Annotated in this window: 21 protein-coding genes and 1 tRNA gene; 16 read left to right on the plus strand and 6 right to left on the minus strand. The window is 65.8% G+C overall.

Annotated features, from left to right (window positions below):
- Positions 1-182 precede the first annotated feature (182 nt).
- From R2601_RS11625 to R2601_RS11645, 5 genes are all read left to right on the plus strand, one after another.
- A complete protein-coding gene (locus R2601_RS11625; protein ID WP_195903847.1) occupies positions 183-509 on the plus strand; it encodes a hypothetical protein in 327 nt (108 codons plus the stop codon).
- 99 nt (positions 510-608) lie between these two features.
- Complete coding sequence (locus tag R2601_RS11630; RefSeq protein ID WP_007798405.1) at positions 609-971, plus strand: hypothetical protein; 363 nt, start codon at positions 609-611, stop codon at positions 969-971.
- A 355-nt stretch (positions 972-1326) separates the two neighbouring features.
- Positions 1327-1536, plus strand: a complete 210-nt coding sequence (locus R2601_RS11635; RefSeq protein ID WP_007798406.1) for an OmpA family protein — start codon at positions 1327-1329, stop codon at positions 1534-1536.
- 137 nt (positions 1537-1673) lie between these two features.
- Positions 1674-3674: an acetyl-CoA carboxylase biotin carboxylase subunit gene (locus tag R2601_RS11640; protein WP_007798409.1), complete on the plus strand. Its 2001-nt coding sequence runs from the start codon at positions 1674-1676 to the stop codon at positions 3672-3674.
- 7 nt (positions 3675-3681) lie between these two features.
- On the plus strand, positions 3682-4701 hold the full coding sequence (locus tag R2601_RS11645; protein ID WP_007798412.1) for a hypothetical protein: 1020 nt from the start codon (positions 3682-3684) through the stop codon (positions 4699-4701).
- 165 nt (positions 4702-4866) lie between these two features.
- Here the strand turns inward: R2601_RS11645 and R2601_RS11650 are convergent, their stop codons facing one another.
- On the minus strand, positions 4867-5319 hold the full coding sequence (locus tag R2601_RS11650) for a DUF4174 domain-containing protein (RefSeq protein WP_007798418.1): 453 nt from the start codon (positions 5317-5319) through the stop codon (positions 4867-4869).
- A 148-nt stretch (positions 5320-5467) separates the two neighbouring features.
- Between R2601_RS11650 and R2601_RS11655 the strand changes: the two genes are divergently transcribed.
- The 6 genes from R2601_RS11655 to R2601_RS11680 all read left to right on the plus strand — a co-directional run bounded on the left by R2601_RS11655 (position 5468) and on the right by R2601_RS11680 (position 11600).
- Complete coding sequence (locus R2601_RS11655) at positions 5468-6403, plus strand: hypothetical protein (protein WP_007798420.1); 936 nt, start codon at positions 5468-5470, stop codon at positions 6401-6403.
- Positions 6366-8495: a methylmalonyl-CoA mutase gene (scpA, locus tag R2601_RS11660; protein WP_007798422.1), complete on the plus strand. Its 2130-nt coding sequence runs from the start codon at positions 6366-6368 to the stop codon at positions 8493-8495. The genes R2601_RS11655 and scpA overlap by 38 nt, the downstream gene beginning before the upstream one ends.
- A gap of 276 nt (positions 8496-8771) precedes the next feature.
- Positions 8772-9392, plus strand: coding sequence for a VOC family protein (locus tag R2601_RS11665; RefSeq protein WP_007798424.1), 621 nt, complete (start codon positions 8772-8774; stop codon positions 9390-9392).
- A complete protein-coding gene (locus tag R2601_RS11670) occupies positions 9389-9868 on the plus strand; it encodes a GNAT family N-acetyltransferase (RefSeq protein ID WP_007798427.1) in 480 nt (159 codons plus the stop codon). Before R2601_RS11665 ends, R2601_RS11670 begins: the two co-directional genes overlap by 4 nt.
- A 41-nt stretch (positions 9869-9909) precedes the next feature.
- Positions 9910-10593 carry a molecular chaperone DjiA gene (locus R2601_RS11675; protein ID WP_007798430.1) on the plus strand — a complete coding sequence of 228 codons (684 nt, stop codon included), beginning with the start codon at positions 9910-9912 and terminating at the stop codon, positions 10591-10593.
- Between the two features lie 5 nt (positions 10594-10598).
- Positions 10599-11600, plus strand: a complete 1002-nt coding sequence (locus tag R2601_RS11680; protein WP_007798433.1) for an endonuclease/exonuclease/phosphatase family protein — start codon at positions 10599-10601, stop codon at positions 11598-11600.
- A gap of 5 nt (positions 11601-11605) precedes the next feature.
- On the opposite strand, the gene hisA is transcribed toward R2601_RS11680, so the two are convergent.
- Complete coding sequence (hisA, locus tag R2601_RS11685) at positions 11606-12328, minus strand: 1-(5-phosphoribosyl)-5-[(5-phosphoribosylamino)methylideneamino]imidazole-4-carboxamide isomerase (protein WP_007798435.1); 723 nt, start codon at positions 12326-12328, stop codon at positions 11606-11608.
- Between the two features lie 143 nt (positions 12329-12471).
- On the opposite strand from hisA, the gene R2601_RS11690 reads away from it, so the two are divergent.
- Positions 12472-12858, plus strand: a complete 387-nt coding sequence (locus tag R2601_RS11690; RefSeq protein WP_007798438.1) for a DUF2147 domain-containing protein — start codon at positions 12472-12474, stop codon at positions 12856-12858.
- 206 nt (positions 12859-13064) lie between these two features.
- On the opposite strand, the gene R2601_RS11695 is transcribed toward R2601_RS11690, so the two are convergent.
- Genes R2601_RS11695 through R2601_RS11710 form a run of 4 tightly spaced genes read right to left on the minus strand, consistent with a single transcriptional unit; the run spans position 13065 to position 16954 of the window.
- A complete protein-coding gene (locus R2601_RS11695) occupies positions 13065-14183 on the minus strand; it encodes a DNA polymerase III subunit delta' (protein WP_007798439.1) in 1119 nt (372 codons plus the stop codon).
- Entirely contained in the window at positions 14180-14806 is a 627-nt protein-coding gene (tmk, locus tag R2601_RS11700) for a dTMP kinase (protein ID WP_007798441.1), read from the minus strand. The genes R2601_RS11695 and tmk overlap by 4 nt, the downstream gene beginning before the upstream one ends.
- A complete protein-coding gene (locus R2601_RS11705; protein WP_007798444.1) occupies positions 14803-15978 on the minus strand; it encodes a D-alanyl-D-alanine carboxypeptidase family protein in 1176 nt (391 codons plus the stop codon). Before R2601_RS11705 ends, tmk begins: the two co-directional genes overlap by 4 nt.
- A 49-nt stretch (positions 15979-16027) precedes the next feature.
- Positions 16028-16954, minus strand: coding sequence for an SPOR domain-containing protein (locus R2601_RS11710; protein WP_050768447.1), 927 nt, complete (start codon positions 16952-16954; stop codon positions 16028-16030).
- 257 nt (positions 16955-17211) lie between these two features.
- Here R2601_RS11710 and R2601_RS11715 point away from each other — a divergent pair.
- The 4 genes from R2601_RS11715 (at position 17212) to R2601_RS11725 (ending at position 22521) form a co-directional block, all read left to right on the plus strand.
- Positions 17212-17301, plus strand: a tRNA-Ser gene (locus R2601_RS11715).
- Positions 17302-18247: 946 nt separating this feature from the next.
- A complete protein-coding gene (locus tag R2601_RS11720; RefSeq protein WP_254656050.1) occupies positions 18248-21232 on the plus strand; it encodes a DEAD/DEAH box helicase in 2985 nt (994 codons plus the stop codon).
- A 48-nt stretch (positions 21233-21280) separates the two neighbouring features.
- Positions 21281-21751 carry a protein NO VEIN domain-containing protein gene (locus R2601_RS27305; RefSeq protein ID WP_007798453.1) on the plus strand — a complete coding sequence of 157 codons (471 nt, stop codon included), beginning with the start codon at positions 21281-21283 and terminating at the stop codon, positions 21749-21751.
- The gene (locus R2601_RS11725; protein ID WP_007798455.1) at positions 21748-22521 is read left to right on the plus strand and encodes a hypothetical protein; all 774 of its coding nucleotides are present in this window, start codon (positions 21748-21750) and stop codon (positions 22519-22521) included. The genes R2601_RS27305 and R2601_RS11725 overlap by 4 nt, the downstream gene beginning before the upstream one ends.
- Positions 22522-22523 lie beyond the last annotated feature (2 nt).

The raw sequence follows: 22523 nt of genomic DNA on the forward strand, positions 1-22523 counted from the left end.
CTACCGGCCGCCCATCCCTCAGCCCTGCGATCTCAAGGTCTTGTTGACCGAGATCATGGCTCGCATTCCCGTGATTGCTACTGTTCGACGCATTGGGTCGCCGTCTCTCCGGCGCCCTTGCAGCAAGCGGGAGGACGAGAATGTCACCAAGAGTCAAATTCGTTGCGGTCGGTGCAATGGCATTGGGCCTTGTGGCCTGTGCGCAGCCTGAGCCTGAGCCGCTTCCGGTTCAGCCGCTCTACGACAAGCTCGGCAATGCGGAATGTCCGGCAGGCTACATGCTGTCCGGCAATGTCTGCGTGCTTCCGGCCGGAACCGCAGCCCCGATGGGCGCCGGCGGCGATGGCGACATGGGAGGCGACGGCATGTCGGCAGATCCGGGCGATCCCGGTAACGATCCAGCCGACGCGCCTGATGACGGCAGCGGCACCCAGAACCAGAACGAAAACCAGAACCAGAATCAAAACCAGAACCGGAGCGACACCCAGTCTCGCAACCAGAACGGCTGATCTTGGCGGGCTGCCTTGCGGTGGCCCCGACCAGCCTGGCGGCCGGGATGTGATCGCGGGTCAGGCGCATGGGCGCCCGCTCCGTCTCGAGAGGGCAATATGCTGAAACACCGCGGCTTTCCCGGCCGTCTTCCCGGAACCGACTACCAGTTCGTCATCCGGCGCGCCAACCCGCGCGGCGTGAGCGCGATCATCCGACGCGAGCGCTATCGCGACCGCAAATCCGCCGACAAGCGTGCGGATCTGGCCTTCATGGCCTCGCTCTGGGCGCATTTCGGCGCCGAACCGTTCGAGCGCGGCAATCTCGATGCCGGTCGGCTGAGCTGGCTCTTCGGGCGCGAAGTGCTGCCCTATGACGATCCTTTCGATGCCGAGAGCTACGAGGCGCTGCTGGTGATCGACGAGCAGGCCGCCCGCGCCTCCTTTCCCGAAGCCTTCGAGGAGAACGAAGATTGGGCGTGATGCCGCCTGTCCCGGCCCGCGCTGAGCGGAGCGACGCCGACGTGCGAGCGTTCGGTGAATACCGCTATGCGTGTGTCGGAGACTCGGGCACTCTTCAGGTGTTGCGAGCTGTCTGGAGTCACCGCAGAGACCCGGGCAGACACCGTTACCCTTCCCCTTGCGGGCGGCGCGGCACATCCCCTGGCCCGTCGTCCGCCTTTCTTTCTGCACCCGTTGCCGGGCACCCGCGATATTCCGCCGTCACTCGGCAAGCTGGCGCCGGTCTCGGCAGGATCGTTAAGATCGTATGGAACCCTGTTCAGATCTGTGGCGTTGATCACCCGACAACGCAACAGGATCCAAGGGAACAGAATCCATGGCAAAATTCGCCGTTCGCACCGCCGCCATCCTCGGCCTTCTCACCGTCGCAGCCTGCGAGACCTCTGATCTCGGCCGCGCGGGCATCGGGGCCGGCAGCGGCTATCTCATCGACCGCGCCGTGGGTGGCGACGGCACCGTGGGCGCAGCCGTGGGCGCGACCGCAGGCGTCGTCTGCGACGACGTCACGCCGCAATACTGCAACTGATCGCCTGATCTCCGCCGCGTCCCGCGCGGCGGCCAGCAAGACATCGAAGCCATCGGAGCCCCGCGCTCCGGTGGCTTTTTTCGTGGCTGCGCCCGGGACGGGGCACGGCCTGAGGAATACGTAGGAAAGGGACGAGGATGTTCGACAAGATCCTGATCGCGAACCGGGGCGAGATCGCCTGCCGGGTCATCAAGACGGCGAAGAAGATGGGCATCAAGACGGTGGCCGTCTATTCCGAGGCCGACAAGCACGCGCTGCACGTGGCGATGGCCGACGAGGGCGTGCATATTGGCCCGCCGCCGGCCAACCAGTCCTATATCGTGATCGACAAGATCATGCAGGCGATCAAGGACACCGGGGCGCAGGCCGTGCACCCGGGCTACGGCTTCCTCTCCGAGAACCCCAAATTCGCCGACGCGCTCGACGCGGCCGGTGTCGCCTTCATCGGACCGCCGAAGCGCGCGATCGAGGATATGGGCGACAAGATCACCTCGAAGAAGATCGCCAAGGAAGCCGGGGTCAACACCGTGCCCGGCTACATGGGCCTGATCGAGGATGCAGACGAGGCGGTGAAGATCTCGGGCGAGATCGGCTACCCGGTGATGATCAAGGCCTCCGCCGGCGGCGGCGGCAAGGGCATGCGCATCGCCTGGAACGACCAGGAGGCGCGCGAGGGCTTCCAGTCGTCGAAGAACGAGGCTGCCAGCTCCTTCGGCGATGACCGCATCTTCATCGAGAAGTTCGTCACCCAGCCGCGCCACATCGAGATCCAGGTGCTCTGCGACGCCCATGGCAACGGCCTGTGGCTGAACGAGCGCGAATGCTCGATCCAGCGCCGCAACCAGAAGGTTGTCGAAGAGGCGCCGAGCCCGTTCCTCGACCCCGAGACCCGCAAGGCGATGGGCGAGCAGGCCGTGGCGCTGGCCAAGGCGGTGGGCTACACCTCGGCCGGCACGGTGGAATTCATCGTCGACGGCGAGAAGAACTTCTACTTCCTCGAAATGAACACCCGTCTGCAGGTGGAGCACCCGGTCACCGAACTGATCACCGGCATCGACCTCGTCGAGCAGATGATCCGCGTCGCCAATGGCGAGCCGCTCTCGATCACGCAGGACGACGTGAAGATCAACGGCTGGGCCATCGAGAACCGCCTCTATGCCGAGGATCCCTACCGCAACTTCCTGCCCTCCATCGGGCGCCTGACGCGTTACCGTCCGCCGGCAGAGGGCGAACTGGGCGAGGGCATCGTGCGCAACGACACCGGCGTCTACGAGGGCGGCGAGATCTCGATGTATTACGACCCGATGATCGCCAAGCTCTGCACCTGGGGCCCGACCCGTGACGCCGCGATCGAGACCATGCGCAACGCGCTCGACAGCTTCGAGGTCGAGGGCATCGGTCACAACCTGCCCTTCGTGGCTGCGGTCATGGACCACGAGCGCTTCATCACCGGCAACATCACCACCGCCTTCATCGCCGAGGAATATCCCGACGGCTTCGTGGGTGTGACCCTGTCGGACGAGAAGCTGCGCGAGGTCGCGGCGGCCGCTGCCGCGATGAACCGGGTGGCAGAGATCCGGCGCACCCGCATCTCTGGGACGCTCGACAACCACGAGCGCAAGGTCGGCGACGAGTGGAACATCGCGCTGCAGGGCGAAAGCTTCGACGTCACCATCGCCGCCGACAAGACCGGCTCGAGCGTCACCTTCGCCGATGGGGCGGTGATCCGCGTCGATGGCGACTGGACCCCGGGCCACGCGCTGGCCCACATGACCGTCGACGGCAATCCGCTGGTGCTCAAGGTCGGCAAGATCTCGGGCGGGTTCCGCATCCGCTCGCGCGGGGCCGATCTGAAGGTCCATGTGCGCACGCCGCGCCAGGCCGAGCTCGCGCGCAAGATGCCCGAGAAGCAGCCGCCCGACACCTCCAAGATGCTGCTCTGCCCGATGCCGGGTCTCATCGTGTCGATGAACGTGGCCGAGGGCGACGAGGTGCAGGAGGGGCAGGCGCTCTGCACCGTCGAGGCGATGAAGATGGAGAACATCCTGCGCGCCGAACGCAGCGGCACCGTCAAGAAGATCAACGCCGGTCCGGGCGACAGCCTCGCGGTCGACGACGTGATCATGGAGTTCGAGTAACTCCGGCATGGGCGGGCAGGAGCGGGCATATGGCGGCCTCAGGCTGGAGCGCGTCGGCGCTCCGGTTCTGGTGGCGTTGGCCTGCCTGCTCCTGTTCGTCTGGCCTGCGCTGCCCGCGAGCCTGCCGCAACGGCTGGTGAGCTTTGCGGCCGTGCTGCTGGTAGCCTACTGCATCTTCGATGCGAAGGTCCTGCGGGTGCTGTGGAAGGCGGCGCTGGTCGCCGCTCCGATCTCGCTTCTGGGCGTGGCCTCGGTGCTGGCGCTGCTGCCGGTGATCGACGGCATCCAGGCCGAGGGGGCGCAGAATCCGCGCTACCTTTACCAAGGGCTCATGGCCGGCGGCGTGGTCGCCGCGGGCTGGGTCTTCACTTTCCTCGTGCAGACATGGCGCGAGGAGAGTGCCCGCGACAAGGCGCTGAACGAGACGCTGCTGGCACTGCGCTCTGAGGTGTATGATTACCTCTCGGACATTCTCGCGATCTGGGAGCGCGAGGCCCCTGCGAGCGCCGCGCCCGAGGCGCGCCTGCAGGCGCTGGTCGCGGCCATGCTGGGCCATGATGCGGCAGGCCGCAGCGTGGCCGAGCGCATCGCGGCGGACGGCTACGAGCCGTTTGTCCCGAGTGGCAAGGAACCGGTGGTGCTGACCACCTTGGCCCCGAACCTCCAGCTTCTGCCCGAGGACGTGATGCAGCCGGTGATCGGCTTCTACACCCAGCTTGGCGACGTGCAGCGTCTGGCGCAGGATCTCAACGGAGCGGCCTATCGGCGGCTTGGCCGGGCGCGTCGGGCAGAGATCTATTTCGATTTCGAGGAGGTGCGTCTGCAGACCGTGCGGGTGGGCTGTCAGGCGTGGCTGGCGCTTAACGCGCGTACACGGCCGCAAAAGGTCGAGCCCGAGGTGTTCGGTCTTTTGGCAGAGGCGGATACCAGCCGCGCGCGACCGGATTTCGAGGCGCTGGTGCCGGCGGGCGCGGACGAATCGCGCAAGGCCGAAAGCTCCGGCGATGCGGAGCGGTCACATGATTAAGGCTTTGAAATCAGTAGCTGATCTTGGGGCCGGAGCGATGCGGAGAGCGTTCGACCGGTTCGGGGAGCGGCTTGAGAAAGATCCGCTGCAGGTATGTGATGAGCTTTTCCATGCCTCAAATATAGCGCGGGGCCGGGCGCATTTCAATCTTCACCGCCGCGCGGCTCACTGGTCGGGCAGGGCGCGGCGGTCGCGGACCTCCTGCTTGCGCAACGGCTGCTTGTCGATCGAGCGCGAGATCTCGCGCACATCCCAAGGCGCGGGTTTGCGCAGCAGGATGGTGCCGTCCTTGGCGATCAGCACGAACATGAAGCCGCGGGCGCGCAGCTCGTGGCGGATTGGGGAATCCGCCGCCGGGTCGGTGTCGGTGATCACCACCACGTCGCGATCCTCGAGCGCGTCGAGCCGTTCGGAGATCAGCTGCATCTGCTGCACGTATCGCGGATCTGCCGGATTGTCGGCGAACACCACCAGCGGCCGCTTCACCCAGAGAAACTCGTCGAGCGTCGACTCTCCCGCCGGGCGGATGGTCTCGTCGAGCGTATCCGGCGTTTCGGCCCCCTGCGCCGCGCCGAAGCTGGCGGTGAAGGTGAAAAAGGCGAGCGATGCGAGGGTCATGCGGCGGTTCATGCCCAGAGATATAGGCATGGCGGCACCGAGTTCACAACGTTTGCCGCAAGGTCGCGACGATTTTACCGCGTTTAACCGCTTTCTCAGGGAGGGGCGCGCATGATGCAGCGGTTCACTCTCGTGAGGACGGGCACGCATGGAGATCATCCTGCATGTCGGTGCGCATCGCACCGGCACGACCAGCTTTCAGAGCTACCTGCGCGGTGTCGCTCCGGGTCTCGCAGCGCAAGGGCTGGGGTTCTGGGGGCCGAGGTGGACCCGCAGGGGCCTGTTCCAAGGCGTGCTGAGCCCGGCTTCGGCGGCGGACAGCCGGCAAGCACAGGACCGCTTGCGCCGCGCGCTTGCGGCGTCGGCGGGGCAGGGCTGTACGCGGTTGCTGATCTCGGACGAGAACCTGCTCGGCTCGACGCGGGCCTGCCTTCGGGCGCAGGCGCTCTATCCGCAGGTCGGGGATCGGTTCCAGCGGCTCCATGCGGCGCTCGGGAGGATCGACCGGGTGGTGCTGCAGATCCGCTCGCCCGAGGCGTGGTGGACCTCGGCGCTGGCCTTTCTGGTGACGCGCGGCGTGGCGCCGCCGCCTGCGGCGCTGCTCGAGCGGCTGTCGCGGGAGGCGCGCGGCTGGCGCGAGGTGATCGCGGATCTCGCCTGCGCGCTGCCGCGCTGCGACATCGTGGTGAGCCGGTTCGAAACCTGCGCCGCCCGGCCCGATGCGCTGCTCATGGTGGCGACCGGCGGGGCTTGCGATGTGCCTGCGCTGCCCGAGGGCGGCATCTGGTTGCATCGCAGCCCGGCCTTGCCGGAGCTGCGCGCGGCGCTGGCCGAGACCGGCGCGGATGTCACACGACTGCCGATGGGGGAGGGCCCGTGGCGGCCCTTCTCGGAGGCGCAGGCCGCACGGCTGCGCGAGAGATACGCCGACGATCTGTTCTGGCTCATGGCCGGGGCGGACGGGTTGGCACGACTGACAGAGGACCCGAAGCCCGGCAGGGACAGGAGGCACTGGCCGCCGGCTTCACAGAAGAGAGGACAGGACGATGACAGCCAAGGTGGACGACTGGCGGGCACTCGCTGAAAAGGAACTGCGGGGCCGCCCGCTCGAGGATCTGACCTGGAAGACGCTGGAGGGCATCGAGGTCAAGCCGATCTACACGGCAGAAGATGTCGAGGGGCTGCCGCAGGTCGGCGAGCTTCCGGGCTTCGAGCCCTTCACCCGCGGCGTGAAGGCGACCATGTATGCCGGCCGGCCCTGGACGATCCGGCAATATGCCGGTTTCTCCACGGCGGAGGAATCCAACGCCTTCTACCGCAAGGCGCTGGCCGCCGGTCAGCAGGGCGTGTCGGTGGCGTTCGACCTCGCCACCCACCGCGGCTATGACAGCGATCACCCGCGCGTGGTGGGCGATGTCGGCAAGGCCGGCGTGGCGATCGACTCGGTCGAGGACATGAAGGTGCTGTTCAACGGCATCCCGCTCGACAAGGTCTCGGTCTCGATGACGATGAACGGCGCGGTGATCCCGGTGCTGGCCAACTTCATCGTCACCGGCGAGGAGCAGGGCCACGACCGCTCGCTGCTTTCGGGTACGATCCAGAACGACATCCTGAAAGAGTTCATGGTGCGGAACACCTATATCTATCCGCCCGAACCCTCTATGCGGATCATCTCGGACATCATCGAGTACACCTCGAACGAGATGCCGAAATTCAACTCGATCTCGATCTCGGGCTACCACATGCAGGAGGCCGGCGCGAACCTCGTGCAGGAGCTGGCCTACACGCTGGCGGACGGCAAGGAATACGTGAAGACGGCGATGGATGCCGGCATGGACATCGACAAGTTCGCCGGGCGGCTGTCGTTCTTCTTTGCCATCGGCAAAAACTTCTTCATGGAGATCGCCAAGCTGCGTGCCGCGCGGATGCTGTGGTCGCGCATCATGACCGAGCTCGGGGCCAAGTCGGCGCGCTCCAAGATGCTGCGCACCCACTGCCAGACCTCGGGGGTGAGCCTCGCCGAGCAGGATCCCTACAACAACGTCATCCGCACCGCCTACGAGGCGATGTCGGCGGTGCTGGGCGGCACCCAGTCGCTGCACACCAACGCGCTTGACGAGGCCATCGCGCTGCCGACCGAGTTCTCGGCCCGCATCGCGCGCAACACCCAGCTCATCCTTCAGGAAGAGACCGGCGTGACCAAGGTCGTGGACCCGATGGCGGGCTCCTACTACGTCGAGAAACTCACGGCCGATCTCGCCGAGGCAGCCTGGGCGCTGATCGAGGAGGTCGACGAGATGGGCGGCATGACCAAGGCGGTGGCCTCGGGCATGCCCAAGCTGCGCATCGAGGAGACCGCCGCCAAGCGTCAGGCCGATATCGACCGCGGCGACGACGTGATCGTCGGCGTGAACAAGTACCGGCTCGAGAAGGAAGACGAGCTCGACATCCTCGACATCGACAACGCCAAGGTGCGTGACGGCCAGGTGGCGGCGCTCGAGCGTATCCGCGCGAGCCGCGATCAGGCTGCCTGCGATGCGGCGCTGGGCGAGCTCGAGCGTCGGGCCAAGGAGGGCGGCAACCTGCTCGAGGCGGCCGTGGAAGCAGCCCGCGCGCGGGCCTCTGTCGGAGAGATCAGCATGGCGATGGAAAAGGTGTTCGGCCGTCACCGGGCCGAGGTGAAGACGCTGGCAGGCGTCTACGGTGCCGCCTACGAGGGCGACGAAGGCTTTGCCGCGATCCAGAAATCGGTCGAGGACTTCGCCGAGGAGGAGGGCCGCCGCCCGCGCATGCTGGTGGTCAAGATGGGCCAGGACGGCCACGACCGTGGTGCCAAGGTGATCGCCACCGCCTTTGCCGATATCGGTTTCGACGTCGACGTGGGCCCGCTGTTCCAGACGCCCGACGAGGCGGCGCAGGACGCCATCGACAACGACGTGCACATCATCGGCATCTCTTCGCAGGCCGCCGGCCACAAGACGCTGGCACCGCAGTTGATCGATGCGCTGAAGGCGCAGGGCGCCGGGGACATCATCGTGATCTGTGGCGGGGTGATCCCGCACCAGGATTACAAGTTCCTATACGATGCCGGCGTGAAGGCGATCTTCGGGCCGGGGACCAACATCCCCGATGCGGCGCAGGACATCCTCAAGCTGATCCGCGAAGCGCGCGGGTAACGGGACAGGGGCCGGGGCTTTTCCCCGGCCCTTTGCTTTCCGGAGGCGGTTCTTGCCAGAGGCGTGTTTCCGGCATGACGATGGCGCGCTGCCCCGCGTGCGAACGCGGCATTCTCCGCCGCTCCCCGGAGCCGATACGCTCGGGGACAATCTGCAAGGGTCCGTGTTCAGCTGAATGGTAGCGCGCAAACCCCGGGGGTTGATGCATTTTAGCCGTTGCGCAGCCGGTCCGCTCGCCTATCGTAGCTCGGATGCACGAAGAAACCCGAGCGACGGATGAAGCTGGAACTGGATCACATTGCGGTGGCGGGCGAGAGTCTCGAGGAGGCGGTCGCCCACGCCGAGGCCGCGGTTGGCATGCCGCTGCTGCCGGGCGGCGAACACCCGCGCTATGGCACTCATAACCAGCTGCTCGGCCTCGGCCGGGGGCTCTATCTCGAGGCCATCGCCATCGATCCCGCCGCCCCGCCACCGGAGGGCGCGCGCTGGTTCGGGCTCGACGACTTCCGCGGCCCCGCAAGGCTCGACAAGTGGCTCTGCCGGGTCTCCGACATGGATGCCGCGCTCAAAGCGCTGCCGATGGCCGGCAAGCCCGTCGATCTCGAGCGCGGGCGTCTGCGCTGGGTGATGTCGGTGCCCGAGGACGGGCGTCTGCCCTTTGATGGCGTGTTCCCGGCGCTGATCGAGTGGAAAAGCCCGGTGCCCGCCGGCGCCATCCTCTCGGCCTCCGGGACGCAGCTCGAAAAGCTCGAGGTGATCCATCCCGAGGCCAAGGCGCTCGAGGCGCTGCTGGGCCCGCATCTCGACGCGCCGCTGGTCTCCTTCGTCAGCGGCCCCAAGCCCGGCCTGCGCGCCGAGCTGCGCACCGCACAGGGCCAGCGCCGCATCCTGCAATGATCATCCGTCCCGCGCATGCAACGGACGCCGCCCCGCTCGCGGCGCTCTGGAACCCGTGGATCGAGACCACGGCGATCACCTTCTCGACCGCGCTCAAGACGCCCGAAGGGCTTGCCACCGACATCGCCGCGCGCGGCGACGCCTTCCTCGTCGCGGAGGCTGACGGCGCGCTCCTTGGCTTCGCCACATTCTTTCCGTTCCGCGGCGGGCCGGGCTATGCCCGCACCAAGGAACACACGGTGATCCTCGCCCCGGAGGCAAGAGGTCGCGGGGCGGGCCGCGCGCTGATGAACGCCCTCGAAGAGGTCGCCCGCAGCCAGCAGGTGCACTCGCTTTTCGCCGGCGTGTCGGCCGAAAACCCCGCAGGCGTGGCGTTTCACGCCGCCATCGGCTTCACCGAGACCGCCCGCCTGCCACAGGTCGGGTACAAGTTCGGGCGCTGGATGGATCTTGTCCTGATGCAGAAATTTCTCTGAACCGCGCTGACTTCGCCCCCGCAACGCACTAAAATTGGCAAATGTCGATTTGGACCCGCATCTCCGAGGCTCTGTCCGCGCTCGCCAATGGCGAGGGCCTTGGCGCGGTGTTCGACCGCCTGCGCCAGCCGCCCGAGCGCAGCGTCGCTTTCACCATCGCGGTGATCGCGCTTTCGGCCAAGATGGCCAAGGCCGACGGGCAGGTGACCCGCAACGAGGTTCTGGCCTTCCGCGAGGTGTTCCACGTCGCCCCCGAAGACGAGGCGGCGGCGGCGCGGGTGTTCAACCTCGCCCGTCAGGACGTGGCCGGGTTCGAGGAATACGCCCGCCGCATCCGTCGCATGTTCGACGACAGCAAGGGTCCGATCTGCGACCTGCTGGAGGGTTTGTTCTACATCGCCATGGCCGACGGCCACTATCACCCCGCCGAGGAGGAATTCCTCGACCGCGTGGCCGAGATTTTCGAGGTTGCTGCGGGGGATTACCATGCCATCCGCGCCCGCTTCGTGCCCGATGCGGCCCCCGACCCCTACGCCGTGCTCGGGGTCTCGCCCGACGCTTCGCTCGACGAGATCCGCAAGCAATGGCGTCGTCTGGTGCGCGACAGCCACCCCGACGTGATGCAGGCGCGCGGCGTGCCCGAGGAGGCGGTCAAGCTCTCCGAAAAGCGCCTGATCGATATCAACCACGCCTGGGAAGAGATCTCGGCGCAGCGCGCGGCCTGAGCCGGATGCGCCTGGCCACCTACAATATCGAGTGGTTCGACGCGCTTTTCGACGATGCCGGTCAGCTCTTGAACGATGACGGCTGGTCGGCCCGGCACGACATCACCCGTCAGCAGCAGACCGAGGCGCTGGGCATCGTCTTCACGGCGATGGATGCCGATGCGGTGATGATCATCGAGGCGCCCGACAGCAATTCCCGCCGCGATACCGACCGGGCGCTCAAGACCTTTGCCGAGGCCTTCGAACTCCGCACCCGCGACGTGCTCACCGGCTTCGTCAACGACACCCAGCAGGAAATCGCGCTGCTCTACGACCCGAGCGTGTTCACAGTGCGCCACGCGCCGGGGGAAAGCTCCGACGCGCCGCGATTCGACCACGTCTTCCATATCGATCTCGACATCGACGCCACCCGCGACAAGGTCAGCTTCTCGAAGCCCCCGCTCGAGATCGAGGCGGTGACCGCCTCGGGCAAGGTGCTGCGGCTGATCGGGGCGCATCTGAAATCCAAGGCGCCACACGGGGCGCGCACCCGTGACCAGATCATGCGCCTCGCCATCGCCAATCGCCGCAAGCAGCTGGCCCAGGCGATCTGGCTGCGCCGCCGGGTCGAGGCGCTGCTCGAGGAGGGCGAGAGCGTGATCGTCATGGGCGATCTGAACGATGGTCCCGGGCTCGACGAGTACGAGCACCTGTTCGGGCGCAGCTCGGTCGAGATCGTGCTCGGCGATGGTGGCCCGCCGCTCTTCGATCCCCATGCCGAGCGGGCACTGGCGTCGAAATTCGGCGCCCAGCCGACCACCGCACGGTTCTATCTCAAGCCCGAGAAACGCTACATGCAGGCGATGCTCGACTACATCATGGTGTCCGAAGACCTCGCCCGGACGCGCCCGTCATGGCGCATCTGGCATCCTTTCGATGACCCGGTCTGCTGGCGCACTCCCGAGCTGCGCGAGGCGCTGCTCGACGCCTCGGATCACTTCCCGGTCACGCTGGATATTGATCTCTGAGAAACTCAGCCCGCAAGGGCCTTCAACGCCTCCTTGAGGTCGAGCGCGCCGTCATAGAGCGCCCGGCCCGAGATCGCGCCGTTGAGCGCCGCGCCGCAATCGCGCAGATCCTTGAGATCCTTGAGCGAGGAGACGCCGCCGGAGGCGATCACCGGGATCGTCACCGCGCGGGCGAGTGCCGCGGTGGCCTCGATATTCGGCCCCTGCATGGCGCCGTCGCGGTTGATGTCGGTGTAGATGATCGCGGCCACGCCGGCATCCTCGTAGCTCTTGGCCAGCTCGACCGCATCGACATCGGTGACCTCGGCCCAGCCCTTGGTGGCAACGCGGCCGTCGCGGGCGTCGATGCCCACGGCGATCTTGCCGGGGAACGCCGCGGCCGCCTCGCGGACCAGCGCCGGGTTCTCCACCGCCACGGTGCCGAGGATGACGCGGGCCAGCCCCTTGTCGAGCCAGCGCTCGATGGTGGCCATATCGCGGATGCCGCCGCCAAGCTGGGCGGGGGTCTTGGACTGGCTCAGGATCGCCTCGACCGCGGCGGCGTTCACCGGCTCGCCGGCGAAGGCGCCGTTGAGGTCGACGAGGTGCAGCCACTCGCAGCCGGCGGCGACGAATTCCAGCGCCTGCGCGGCGGGATCATCGTTGAACACGGTGGCCTTGTCCATGTCGCCACGGAGCAGGCGCACGGCCTTGCCGTCCTTCAGGTCGATCGCGGGGTAGAGGATCATGGGCTCGCTGGGCTCCGTCTGTGGTCTCGTGCAGGTCGTTCGTGACGCGAGGTCTCATGAAAGCCTACCTTGCGTCAATGTTGAACGGAATCGGCGGCTTGCGTCACGCTCTCGATACATTGCTCAGAGGGAGGAGACGAGCCATGAAAGCATTGGCACTGGCGGTGGGGCTGATCGGCCTTGCCGGCGCGGCGCTTGCGGACCCGGTGGAGGGGGTCTGGCAGACGCAACCGGACGACAACGGCAATTTCGCTCTGGTCACCATCGCCGCCTGCGGCGCCGAGATCTGCGGCACGCTGGGCAAGGGCTATGACAGCGCCGGCCAGCCGATTGCCTCGCCCAATATCGGGCGGCAGATGATCTGGGGCATGTCGCCAAAGGGCGGCGGCGCCTATGGCGGTGGCAAGATCTGGGCCCCGGATCGCGACAAGACCTACAATTCCAAGATGGCGCTCTCGGGCGACCGGTTGAAGGTCGAGGGCTGCGTTCTGGGTCTATGTCGGGGCCAGACCTGGCGGCGGGTGAAGTAGCGCGCCGCCACCGCTCTTGGCGGTCGCGTCCTGCCAGAAACAAAGGGAGGGGGCGCTGCCCCCTCTTGGCGCAAGCGCCAATTCACCCCCAAGGTATTTTTGAACCAAAGAAGCCAGGAGCGCTGCGCCCCTGGCTTCTCTTCGTCAAAAATACTCCCGCCGGAGGCGTCCGGGATGGCCACCTGCGCGACGCCGGGACAGGGCGGTCAGGCGACCTTGTGCAGTTGCAGGATCATGTCGAGCACCAGCGCGGCGGGATCGACATTGACGGCGCGCGCGTGGCGGGCCCGGTCGCCGGCCTCTTGCGCCAGCTGCGCCCAGGCGCGGCCGGTGGCCGGGTCGGGAGAGAGGCGCGCCAGCATGGCGGCTTCTCCCGGCGCGGCCTCGGGGGCAGGGGGCGTACCGGTGACGCCGGTGCGGGCGAGCCGGGCAAGCAGCGTGTCCATCAGTGTCAGCGTCAGGTCGAGCCGTGCCTCGTTGGCCTTGCCTGCCGTGCTGTCGCCGAGCGCGATGGCGCGCGGACGGTCAAGGCGGGGCAGGGTGCCGACGGTGTGCACCAGATCCGCGTAGAGCTTGAGGCCGTCATGGTTCAGCAAGCGCATCGCCGCGCCCACCGAGCCCGAGGACAGCGCGGCCAGCGCCTGCGCGTCGGTGGCGGCGACCTCGGCCCCGGCCTGACCGAGCGCGCGGGCCATGTCCTCGGTGTCGAGCGGCGCCAGGCGCAGCTCGCGGCAGCGGGAGCGGATCGTCGGCAAGAGCCGCGACGGCTGGTGCGCCACCATCAGCAGCGTGGTGCGCGCCGGCGGCTCCTCGAGCAGTTTGAGGATGGCGTTGGCGGCGCTGGTGTTGAGCTCGTCCATGCTGTCGACGATCACCACGCGGCGTCCGCCTTCGGCCGAGGACAGGGTGAAGAAGCCCTTGAGCTTGCGCACCTCGTCGACCGTCAGCTGGGTCTTGAGCCGCTTGGCCTTGTCGTCCCAGGCCCGGCGCAGCAGGAACAACCCCGGCTCGGACAGCGCCAGCGTGCGGCGCATCACCGGGTGGTCGGCGCCGATCTCGAGCGTTTCGGGCGGCGGAGGCGCGCCGAAAAGCCCGTCATCCTCCTGTTCCGGCGTGGCCAGCAGGAAGCGCGCGATGCGCCACGCCAGCGTCGCCTTGCCCAGCCCCTTCGGCCCGGTCAGCAGCCAGCCGTGATGCAGCCGTCCGGTGGTGTAGGCGGTGAGGAAATCCTGCTCCGCCCTGTCCTGGCCGAACAGTCGCACGGTCTCGCGCGGGTGCGGCGCGCCCTCGACGCGGTCGGGCTGGGGAATCTCGGTCTCGCTCATGCCTGCGCTTGTAGCGCGGCCCGCACATCCTGCGCCACCGCTTCCGGGGCGCGGTTGCCGTCGACGATGCGGAAACGGCCGGAGAACTCGGCGGCCAGCGCGAGAAAACCCGCGCGCATCTTCTGTTGCAGCGGCAGGCCGAAATCCTCGAAGCGCTCCTCGGCGGTGGCGCGGGCCTTGGCGCGGGCCAGAGCGGCCTCGGGGTCCATGTCGATGAGCAGGGTGAGGTCGGGCTCGACCCCGATCATCAGGGCGTGCAGCGTATCGACCGCGCCGCGCAGGTCGCCGCGCGACAGGCCCTGGTACATGCGGGTGGAATCAGCGAAGCGGTCGCAGATCACCGTGGCGCCGCGCGCCAGCGCCGGGCGGATGGTGCGCTCGAGATGATCGCGCCGCGCGGCGGTGAACAGCAGCAGTTCGGTCTCGGCGGACCAGCGCTCGGGATCGCCCTGCAGCACCAGTGCACGGATTTCCTCGGCACCGGGCGAGCCGCCGGGCTCGCGGGTCAGAACGACCTCGCGGCCCGTGCTGCGCAGATGTTCGGCGAGGAGCCGCGCCTGTGTGGACTTGCCGGACCCGTCGATGCCCTCGAAGCTGATGAACAGCCCCGTGCCGCCGGTCACATCGCCTCCCCGGAGCTGTCGTTGAGGCGGCTGAGAAGCGCCTGGCTGACCACCATCATGCGCTTGCCGAAGCCGCCGCCGGCCACGGCATGCTCGGCGAAGAGCGGCACGCGGTGCTCGGGCAGGCCCTCGGGGCGGATGATCAGTTCGGCGAGCTGCTGCCCGGCGCTGATCGGCGCCTTGAGCGGGCCGGTATAGACCACCTCTGCCTCGAGCATGGTGCCCGGGGTCACCGGCACCAGAAGCGTGACGTCCTCCTCGGCGACCAGCCCGACGCTGTCCTCGGCGCCGAGCCAGACCTCGGCCTGCGCCACCGCGGTGCCCTGTTCGACGAGGGTGCGTTCAGCGAACTGCCGGAACGCCCAGTTGACGATCGATTCCGCTTCCTCGGCGCGGGCGCGCTCGCTGTCGAGCCCGCTGATGGTGAAGATCACCCGGCGGCCGTCCTGCTCGGCCGAGCCCACCAGCCCGTAGCCGGCCTCCTGGGTGTGGCCGGTCTTGAGCCCGTCGGCGCCGATGTCGAGGCGCAGGAGCGGGTTGCGGTTGTTGACGTTCGAGGGGGCACGGCCGTCGAACTCGAAGCGGCGCTCGGCGAAGATCGGGTAGAACTCGGGGAAGTCCTCGATGATCCGGGTCGCCAGGAGCGTCAGGTCTCGCACCGACATGCGGTGGTTCGGCGCCGGCCAGCCGCTGGCATTCTCGAAGGTCGAGTTGGTCATTCCGAGCTGCTGGGCGCGGCGGGTCATCAGCTCGGCAAAGCCGGCCTCGGTGCCGTTGGGCGAGAGCGCCTCGGCGATCACCGCGCAGGCATCGTTGCCCGACAGCACGATGATGCCGCGCAGCAGGTCCTCGACCGCCACCCGGTCGGTGGTGTTGAGAAACATCGTCGAGCCGCCGTAGGACATGGCGTGCTGCGACACCGGCAGGCGCTCATCAAGCTGCAGCCGGCCGTCGCGGACCGCCTCGAAGGCCATGTAGAGCGTCATCAGCTTCGACATCGACGCCGGCGGCAGGGCCTCGTCGGCGTTCTTGGCCATCAGCACGGTGCCGGTGGTGTAGTCGAGCACGAAGGCGGCACGGGCGCTGGTGTCGAAGGCGCCGGCCTGGGTGGCGAGCAGCGCCACCGCGGAGGCGGCGGCCAGCATCCGGCGCAGGGAACGGGTCGGGATCATGTGCGGGTCCTCGTCCTTGTGCGCCCCGGGCCGCGCGGGCCGGGACGGATCAGTTGGTGACGGCGTAGGCGTCGGTGAAGCCGGAGGCCTTGATCTTGGTCAGCAGCTCGGCGCGTTCGGCTGCGGTCTGGGCCGGGCCCACGATGACGCGCCAGAAGGTCTTGCCGGAGCTTTCCTGCTTGCGCACCGTCGGCACCATGCCCTGCTGACGCATGGCGGTGGCGGTGTTCTCGGCGTTCTGCTCGATGCTGAAGATGCCGATCTGGAGATAGGGCTTGTCGAGGCTCGAGGCGGGTTTCGCCGGCGGCTTCGGTTGCGGGGCAGGGGAGGCTGCCGGGGCCGCGGTGGTGGTCGCGGCGGCAACCTCGGCTCCGGGCGCGGGGATGCCGGCGGCACCGTCGAGCGCCGCTGCTGCGCTGGCGGCCACCGGGTCGAGCGTGCCCTCGGTCACATCGGGCGCGGCGGCGATCATTGCGGCCTCGTCTGGGGTTGCAGCGGGGGCGTCCTCGGCGGGAACCTCCTCGCGGCGCAGGGCGATCACGTCGAGATTGGTCGGGGCGCCGGCCAGCATGCCGAGTGCCGCGGCGGCATCGGACGAGACCTGAAGGCGCGGGCCGGGGGACTGCCGCTCGCGGCGGAACAGCGCGCCGATGACGAACTGGCCGTTCTGCTGGTTGCGGATGATGACGCGCTCGGGTTCGCTCACCTCGGGGTGGGCAACCCAGACGCCGCCGAGCGACGGGCGCCCGTCCCACAGGCCGGCCTCGGTGGCGTGGAACACGTCGGGCGCCTCGATGTCGCGCTCTACGCTCTGCGCCGCGCGGCTGACGGTCTCGCCGCTGGCGCTGGCATCGTCCTTGGGTTTGAGAAAGCCGGGCATCTGGGCATCGTCGCAGGCGGCGAGTGCCGCCATGCCGGTCAACAGCCACGCGGCCCGCCAGGCCGCCCCACGACGCTTCGAAAACGCTCTGCCCATGTTCTGCCCCATGCCTGTCTTGCGGGTGCTCCTGTCCCGCATCCCCTGCTCGCCCCGGATCTTGGTGCCGGGTTCCGCGATGAGCGGGATGTGCCGGTGCCGGGGTTCTGTGAGTGGACGCCCGGCGGCGCACCCGCCCTGATGCGCAAGAGTAACGGCTCGGCCAGATCAAGGAAAGCCTGCAATGCCGGATCGGCGGTTTTTCCCGCGCGTGGCGGCTTTCAGAATCGCGTGAGCGGGGCTAGAGCTTCGGGACCGGAGGTTTGGCAGAGTGGTCGAATGCGGCGGTCTTGAAAACCGTTGGGCGTGAGAGCGTCCCCAGGGTTCGAATCCCTGAGCCTCCGCCACCGGCCTTTGATTTAATTTGATAAATTGGCAATTTTTCGACGATACCCGCCTAAAAGCCCCTCAAACTGAAAGCGCTTGAACGCACCTTCATGCAACGCCCAGCGCGCCTCACTGAGAATCGCTCGCGGCTCGAACAGGCAAGGAAGGCGTGACAGGTTGCACCTCCCGCTACGCCCCGGGGTGCGGTCCGGCAAATCAATCCGAGGCGCACATGCTCGCAGGCCCTATCTGCTCCCACGTCGATCAGATCTGGAACCCATTCTGGTCCGACAGGGTCTCCAATCCGCTCGCAGTCCTTGAACAACTCACCTCCTCCCTGATGTTTACGAAGCGGCTTGATGATACATGCGGGGTATCGAGAGCAGTCAGGACATCCGTCTGGTTTTGGTGGATCCGGTCCGGGCCCGTGCGACAGATGGTGTCAATAGTCAACGGGTTGCAACTCCAACGCTGCCCCGGATAGCCTCGATTCAATCCAAGCCGAGACGCAAATGCAAACATACGACATTCGCAATCAGCTCTTTGAGATCTGGCCTGCGGTCTGGTCCCGCCGGGGACGGGCCCTGCCAGCGCCGATGAAACAGCTGTCTTGCTCATATGCATCACGCCGCACAGCTGCGTGTCCTGCCGAGACAGCCTCGCGGAAGAGCCCTATACTGGCTTTCGCACCTATTCGCCGATGCACACAAAGGAGCCCTTTCTCAGGACGTCAGGCTACGACCCGACGGCCAAGGGCGTGCCCAAATTCACGAAGGTTCGGCTGTTGCTTGTAGCGCACTTTCAGCGCCTGCAGCGCAATTTCAGGCAGCCATGGCGGCGTTCAGCTGGGCCTTTTCGGGGTGGAGCAGCACGCACTCCCGAACTTCGTAGCAGATCGGAGTTGTGTGATGAAAGCAGCGTGCAATTTCACACCTCAAGGCAATATTACGCTGGACGTCAGTCACCATGACAAAACTTGAAGACATCAAACCTGGCGGGCGTGTCTCTGGCGTTATGCTCGGCGGTGCCGTGGAAGTGGTCTCTGTCGAATGGATCGGCAACCAAGCTGTCAACGTCGTATATCGACAGTCGAGCGGATCGGTCGCTGAGACGACGATCTATCGCGACGATGAACATCGCCTCGATGTCCAATCCGCAGGTCGGAATTGGTCATTCGATGCCGATGGCGCTCTCTTGCGCCTGGTGACCGAGGCAAACCGCATCAAACTGGCCCATTTCTTCGACCCCTATCTCGCGATCCATACCAGCAAGGTCGATCCTCTTCCTCACCAGATTTCTGCGGTCTATGGGGAAATGCTGCCACGGCAACCGTTGCGCTTCCTGCTGGCCGACGATCCCGGTGCCGGGAAGACCATCATGTCTGGCCTTTTGATCAAGGAGCTTATCGCCCGCAGCGATCTCGAAAGATGCCTGGTGGTCGCACCGGGTAGTCTGGTCGAACAGTGGCAAGATGAACTTGGAGAGAAATTCGGGTTGGAGTTCGACATCCTGAGCAGGGACATGATCGAGAGCTCCCGCTCCGGAAATACCTTCAACGACTGCAACAGGATGATTGCTCGCCTAGATGTCCTAGCGCGCAACGAAGAGCTTCAGGAAAAGCTTCTCAAGTCGAGCGAATGGGACCTGATCATCGCCGACGAAGCCCATCGAATGTCCGCGACATTCTTTGGCAGTGAGGCGAAGTACACCAAGCGCTACCAGCTTGGGCAGAAACTGGGGCAGGTCTGCCGTCACTTCCTGCTGATGTCGGCCACACCGCACAACGGCAAAGAACGCGACTTCCAGCTCTTCATGGCTCTCCTGGACGGCGACCGGTTCGAAGGTCGCTTCCGGGACGGTGTCCATGTCGCTGACGTTGAGGACATGATGCGCCGTCTGACCAAGGAAGAGCTGCTGCGGTTTGACGGTCGCCCGCTCTTCCCAGAGCGTCGAGCCTACACAGTCAAATACGACCTCTCCCCTGAAGAGGCTGAACTTTATACCGCCGTGACGGACTACGTCCGTGACGAGATGAACCGCGTCTTGCGGTTCGCCGAAACCGATGGGCGCAAGAAGAACAACGTCGGCTTCGCGCTGCAGATCCTTCAGCGGCGCTTGGCCTCAAGCCCTGCTGCAATCTACCAGTCCCTGAAGCGTCGCCGGGAACGGCTTGAGGCAGAGCTAAGCGAAGTGCGGCTTGCGGCCAAAAGTGACCGGGCGGGCTTCGCACAGCCCAAGGTCAACCAAGACCTGCTGACCAATATGGATGAGTATGGTCAGGACGAAATCGACGAGATGGAAGACCTGATCTCGACCAGCGCTACCAGTGCCGAGACGGCTGAGCAGCTAGAGATCGAGGTTGAAACTCTGAAAGGTCTGGAGGGCATGGCCCTTCGTGTCCTGCATTCCGGGCACGACACCAAATGGCAGCAACTCGACAAGATCCTTGATGATGATCTGATGCTCGATCCTGACGGGCATCGTCGAAAACTGATCATTTTCACCGAGCCGAAGGACACGCTCGAATACCTCCGCAACAAGGTGACCGCGCGCCTCGGAAAACCTGATGCAGTGGACGTGATCTACGGGGGCGTGACGCGGGAAGAGCGCCGCAAAGTCGTCGAGCGCTTCATGCAGGACAGGGATATGCTTGTCCTCATTGCCAACGATGCGGCGGGGGAAGGCGTCAACCTTCAGCGCGGGCATCTGATGGTGAACTATGACCTGCCGTGGAACCCGAACAAGATCGAGCAGCGGTTTGGCCGTATCCACCGGATCGGGCAAACCGAAGTTTGCCACCTCTGGAACCTCGTCGCGAAAGACACCCGCGAGGGCGACGTCTACGCGCGCCTGCTAGAAAAGCTGGAAGCCGCCCGTGAGGCTCTCGGCGGACGGGTCTATGACGTCCTGGGCGAACTCTTCGAGGATCGGCCGCTTCGAGACCTGCTGCTGGAAGCGATCCAGTACAACGACGATGAGGACGTGAAGGCTCGCCTCTACAAGGCAGTGGACGGCGCAGTCGATCAGAGCCACCTTCTGACCCTTCTCCAGAAACGGCAACTCACCAACGACACGATGCCAGCGGCTCAAGTCCAGGAGCTCCGGATCGCGATGGAGAAGGCCGAAGCGCAACGCCTTCAACCGCATCACATCCAGAGCTTCTTCGTCGAGGCGTTCCAGCGTCTCGGCGGGCAAATCAAGCGACGCGAGGAAGGCCGTTGGGAAATTACCCACGTCCCGCTCATCATCAGGGAACGGGACCGTCAGATCGGTGGTGGCGCACCGATCCAGAAGAAGTACGAACGGATCTGCTTCGAGAAGTCGAAAATCAACCAGCAGCCGGTGGCGGCCTTCGTCTATCCCGGGCACCCCTTGCTGGACGCGGTGATCAGCATCGTCCGCGAGCAGAACGATCATCTGATGAAGCAAGGGGCCGTGCTTGTCGACGACACCGACGACGGTACGGAAGTCGAAGCCCTCTTCCTGCTGGAGCACTCGGTTCAGGACGGTCGTCCTGGTCATGCAGGCAATGCCAACCTCGTCTCGCAGAAGCTTCAGTTCGCGACGGTCAATCAGGCAGGCGAAATCCATGATGCCGGGATCGCGCCGCATCTGAACCTGCGGGCTGCGACACCGGAAGAGATCGCCTCTGTTCAGACAGAGATCAGCGCCCCCTGGCTCACGGCAGACCTGGAAAAGCGCGTGGTCCAATACGCGACCATCGAGCTTGCCCAAGGCCATGTCACCGAAGTGCGCGAGCGGCGCCTCCCCGAGATCGACAAGGTCGAGCACGAGGTCAAAGCCCGGCTGAAGAAAGAGATCAACTATTGGGATTCCCGCGCAGCCGAGCTGAAGGAAGAGGAAAAGGCGGCAAGAAGGTCCGATCAACTGGCGCATGCAGAGCGCCGGGCGGAGGACCTGGCCGAACGCTTGCGTCGCGTCTTGAGCTGATCGAACAGAACGGTCATCACGTCCCAGCCGCCGCGCGTCCGTGGCGGCATGGTCGTGGTCCCGAGGGGTCTGCTCCTGAGCAAGGGCAGCTCTGCCAAGCCCAAGGGCTTCTCCGAAGACCCTGAGGCCCGCCGCGCGATCGAGCTGAAGGCGATGAGCGCCGTCATGGCCGCCGAACGTGCCCTTGGAAACGAGCCCGAGGACGTGTCGGCCCGCAAGATCGGCTACGACATCGCGTCCTTCGACCCCGACACCAACCACATGCGGTTCATCGAGGTCAAAGGCCGGATCGACAGCGCCGACACGGTAATGCTGACCAGGCAGGAAATCATCACCTCGCTCCACGAGCCCGAGAAGTTCATTCTTGCCATCGTGCAGGTCAAAGAGGGGTTCACCGCAGCCCCGAGGTATGTCCGCGGTGCGCTTGACTCGCGTGAACCGCCGTTCGATCAGAACGCAATTCAGTTTGACATCAAAAAGCTCCTTGCCCGAGCTGTAGCGCCCGGAGAGCTCTCTTGACTACCAGATATGCGGAGAAAAGCTTTGAAATCAGGTTCTGCGCCGCACTGAGCGCGGCGATCACGCCTTTCAACCGAAACCCTCAATGGTTCGGTTTGACGCAAGCTCAGGAGCGCAGAAAAGGGATCGATGCCGTCTTGGGCATCGGCGGCAGCTTGATACTATTTCAGTTCAAAGCTCAATCGGGAAGCCGGATCAAGATCGAACGTGACCAGCTGACGAAGCTGACCTCTGTCGAGAAGCGGTACCCTGCAAGCACGTTCTACGTATTTCCAGAAGCTGAGGACATTCATGCGGCATCTCGTTCCGATTGCATGTTCAAGGAGGCCTGGTGCTGCACGCCATCGGCTCTTGATAGGGAGGTCGCCAAAACGGCGCAGTCAGCTGCTTTCACCCTTAATGCGGTTGCCTCGACGCTTTCACAGGCTCGTCCAAAGAAATCTTTGGCCATTGAGAAGACCTGTAAGCGCTTTGGCTGCTTTTGCCCGACCACGGCGCACGAACGAGTTGCGTTCCACAACAAAGCCCTAGACCAATTCCTAGGCCTTGTGGCCCGTAGTTGGGATGCGCGCGACTTGATGGACCCGTCTTTCGCGGAACACGGGATCGGGATACCCATTGGACAAGATCTGCCACGCAGTTCCTTGGATCGCGACGGGGACAGGGGTATCCGTTCAATAACAAGCGCTGAGATGTTTGAAGACCTGCTGGGAGAAGGGGCGCATCAGAACCTGGGCCCCGGTCTGCAAGCCCTTTTTGTCGCGCGATAAAC

Source organism: Salipiger bermudensis HTCC2601, from assembly GCF_000153725.1.
GTDB classification, from domain to species: Bacteria; Pseudomonadota; Alphaproteobacteria; order Rhodobacterales; family Rhodobacteraceae; genus Salipiger; species Salipiger bermudensis.

What these genes read in the sequence shown, in the direction of transcription:
- R2601_RS11655 (WP_007798420.1), top strand. Translation starts at nt 5,468, where the DNA reads ATGGAGATCATCCTGCATGTCGGTGCGCATCGCACCGGCACGACCAGC.
- R2601_RS11665 (WP_007798424.1), top strand. Translation starts at nt 8,772, where the DNA reads ATGAAGCTGGAACTGGATCACATTGCGGTGGCGGGCGAGAGTCTCGAG.
- R2601_RS11635 (WP_007798406.1), top strand. Translation starts at nt 1,327, where the DNA reads ATGGCAAAATTCGCCGTTCGCACCGCCGCCATCCTCGGCCTTCTCACC.
- R2601_RS11695 (WP_007798439.1), bottom strand. Translation starts at nt 14,183, where the DNA reads ATGAGCGAGACCGAGATTCCCCAGCCCGACCGCGTCGAGGGCGCGCCG.
- R2601_RS11645 (WP_007798412.1), top strand. Translation starts at nt 3,682, where the DNA reads ATGGGCGGGCAGGAGCGGGCATATGGCGGCCTCAGGCTGGAGCGCGTC.
- R2601_RS11650 (WP_007798418.1), bottom strand. Translation starts at nt 5,319, where the DNA reads ATGACCCTCGCATCGCTCGCCTTTTTCACCTTCACCGCCAGCTTCGGC.
- R2601_RS11675 (WP_007798430.1), top strand. Translation starts at nt 9,910, where the DNA reads ATGTCGATTTGGACCCGCATCTCCGAGGCTCTGTCCGCGCTCGCCAAT.
- R2601_RS27305 (WP_007798453.1), top strand. Translation starts at nt 21,281, where the DNA reads ATGGTCGTGGTCCCGAGGGGTCTGCTCCTGAGCAAGGGCAGCTCTGCC.
- R2601_RS11720 (WP_254656050.1), top strand. Translation starts at nt 18,248, where the DNA reads ATGACAAAACTTGAAGACATCAAACCTGGCGGGCGTGTCTCTGGCGTT.
- R2601_RS11705 (WP_007798444.1), bottom strand. Translation starts at nt 15,978, where the DNA reads ATGATCCCGACCCGTTCCCTGCGCCGGATGCTGGCCGCCGCCTCCGCG.
- R2601_RS11640 (WP_007798409.1), top strand. Translation starts at nt 1,674, where the DNA reads ATGTTCGACAAGATCCTGATCGCGAACCGGGGCGAGATCGCCTGCCGG.
- R2601_RS11710 (WP_050768447.1), bottom strand. Translation starts at nt 16,954, where the DNA reads ATGGGCAGAGCGTTTTCGAAGCGTCGTGGGGCGGCCTGGCGGGCCGCG.
- R2601_RS11630 (WP_007798405.1), top strand. Translation starts at nt 609, where the DNA reads ATGCTGAAACACCGCGGCTTTCCCGGCCGTCTTCCCGGAACCGACTAC.
- R2601_RS11690 (WP_007798438.1), top strand. Translation starts at nt 12,472, where the DNA reads ATGAAAGCATTGGCACTGGCGGTGGGGCTGATCGGCCTTGCCGGCGCG.
- scpA (WP_007798422.1), top strand. Translation starts at nt 6,366, where the DNA reads ATGACAGCCAAGGTGGACGACTGGCGGGCACTCGCTGAAAAGGAACTG.
- R2601_RS11680 (WP_007798433.1), top strand. Translation starts at nt 10,599, where the DNA reads ATGCGCCTGGCCACCTACAATATCGAGTGGTTCGACGCGCTTTTCGAC.
- R2601_RS11670 (WP_007798427.1), top strand. Translation starts at nt 9,389, where the DNA reads ATGATCATCCGTCCCGCGCATGCAACGGACGCCGCCCCGCTCGCGGCG.
- hisA (WP_007798435.1), bottom strand. Translation starts at nt 12,328, where the DNA reads ATGATCCTCTACCCCGCGATCGACCTGAAGGACGGCAAGGCCGTGCGC.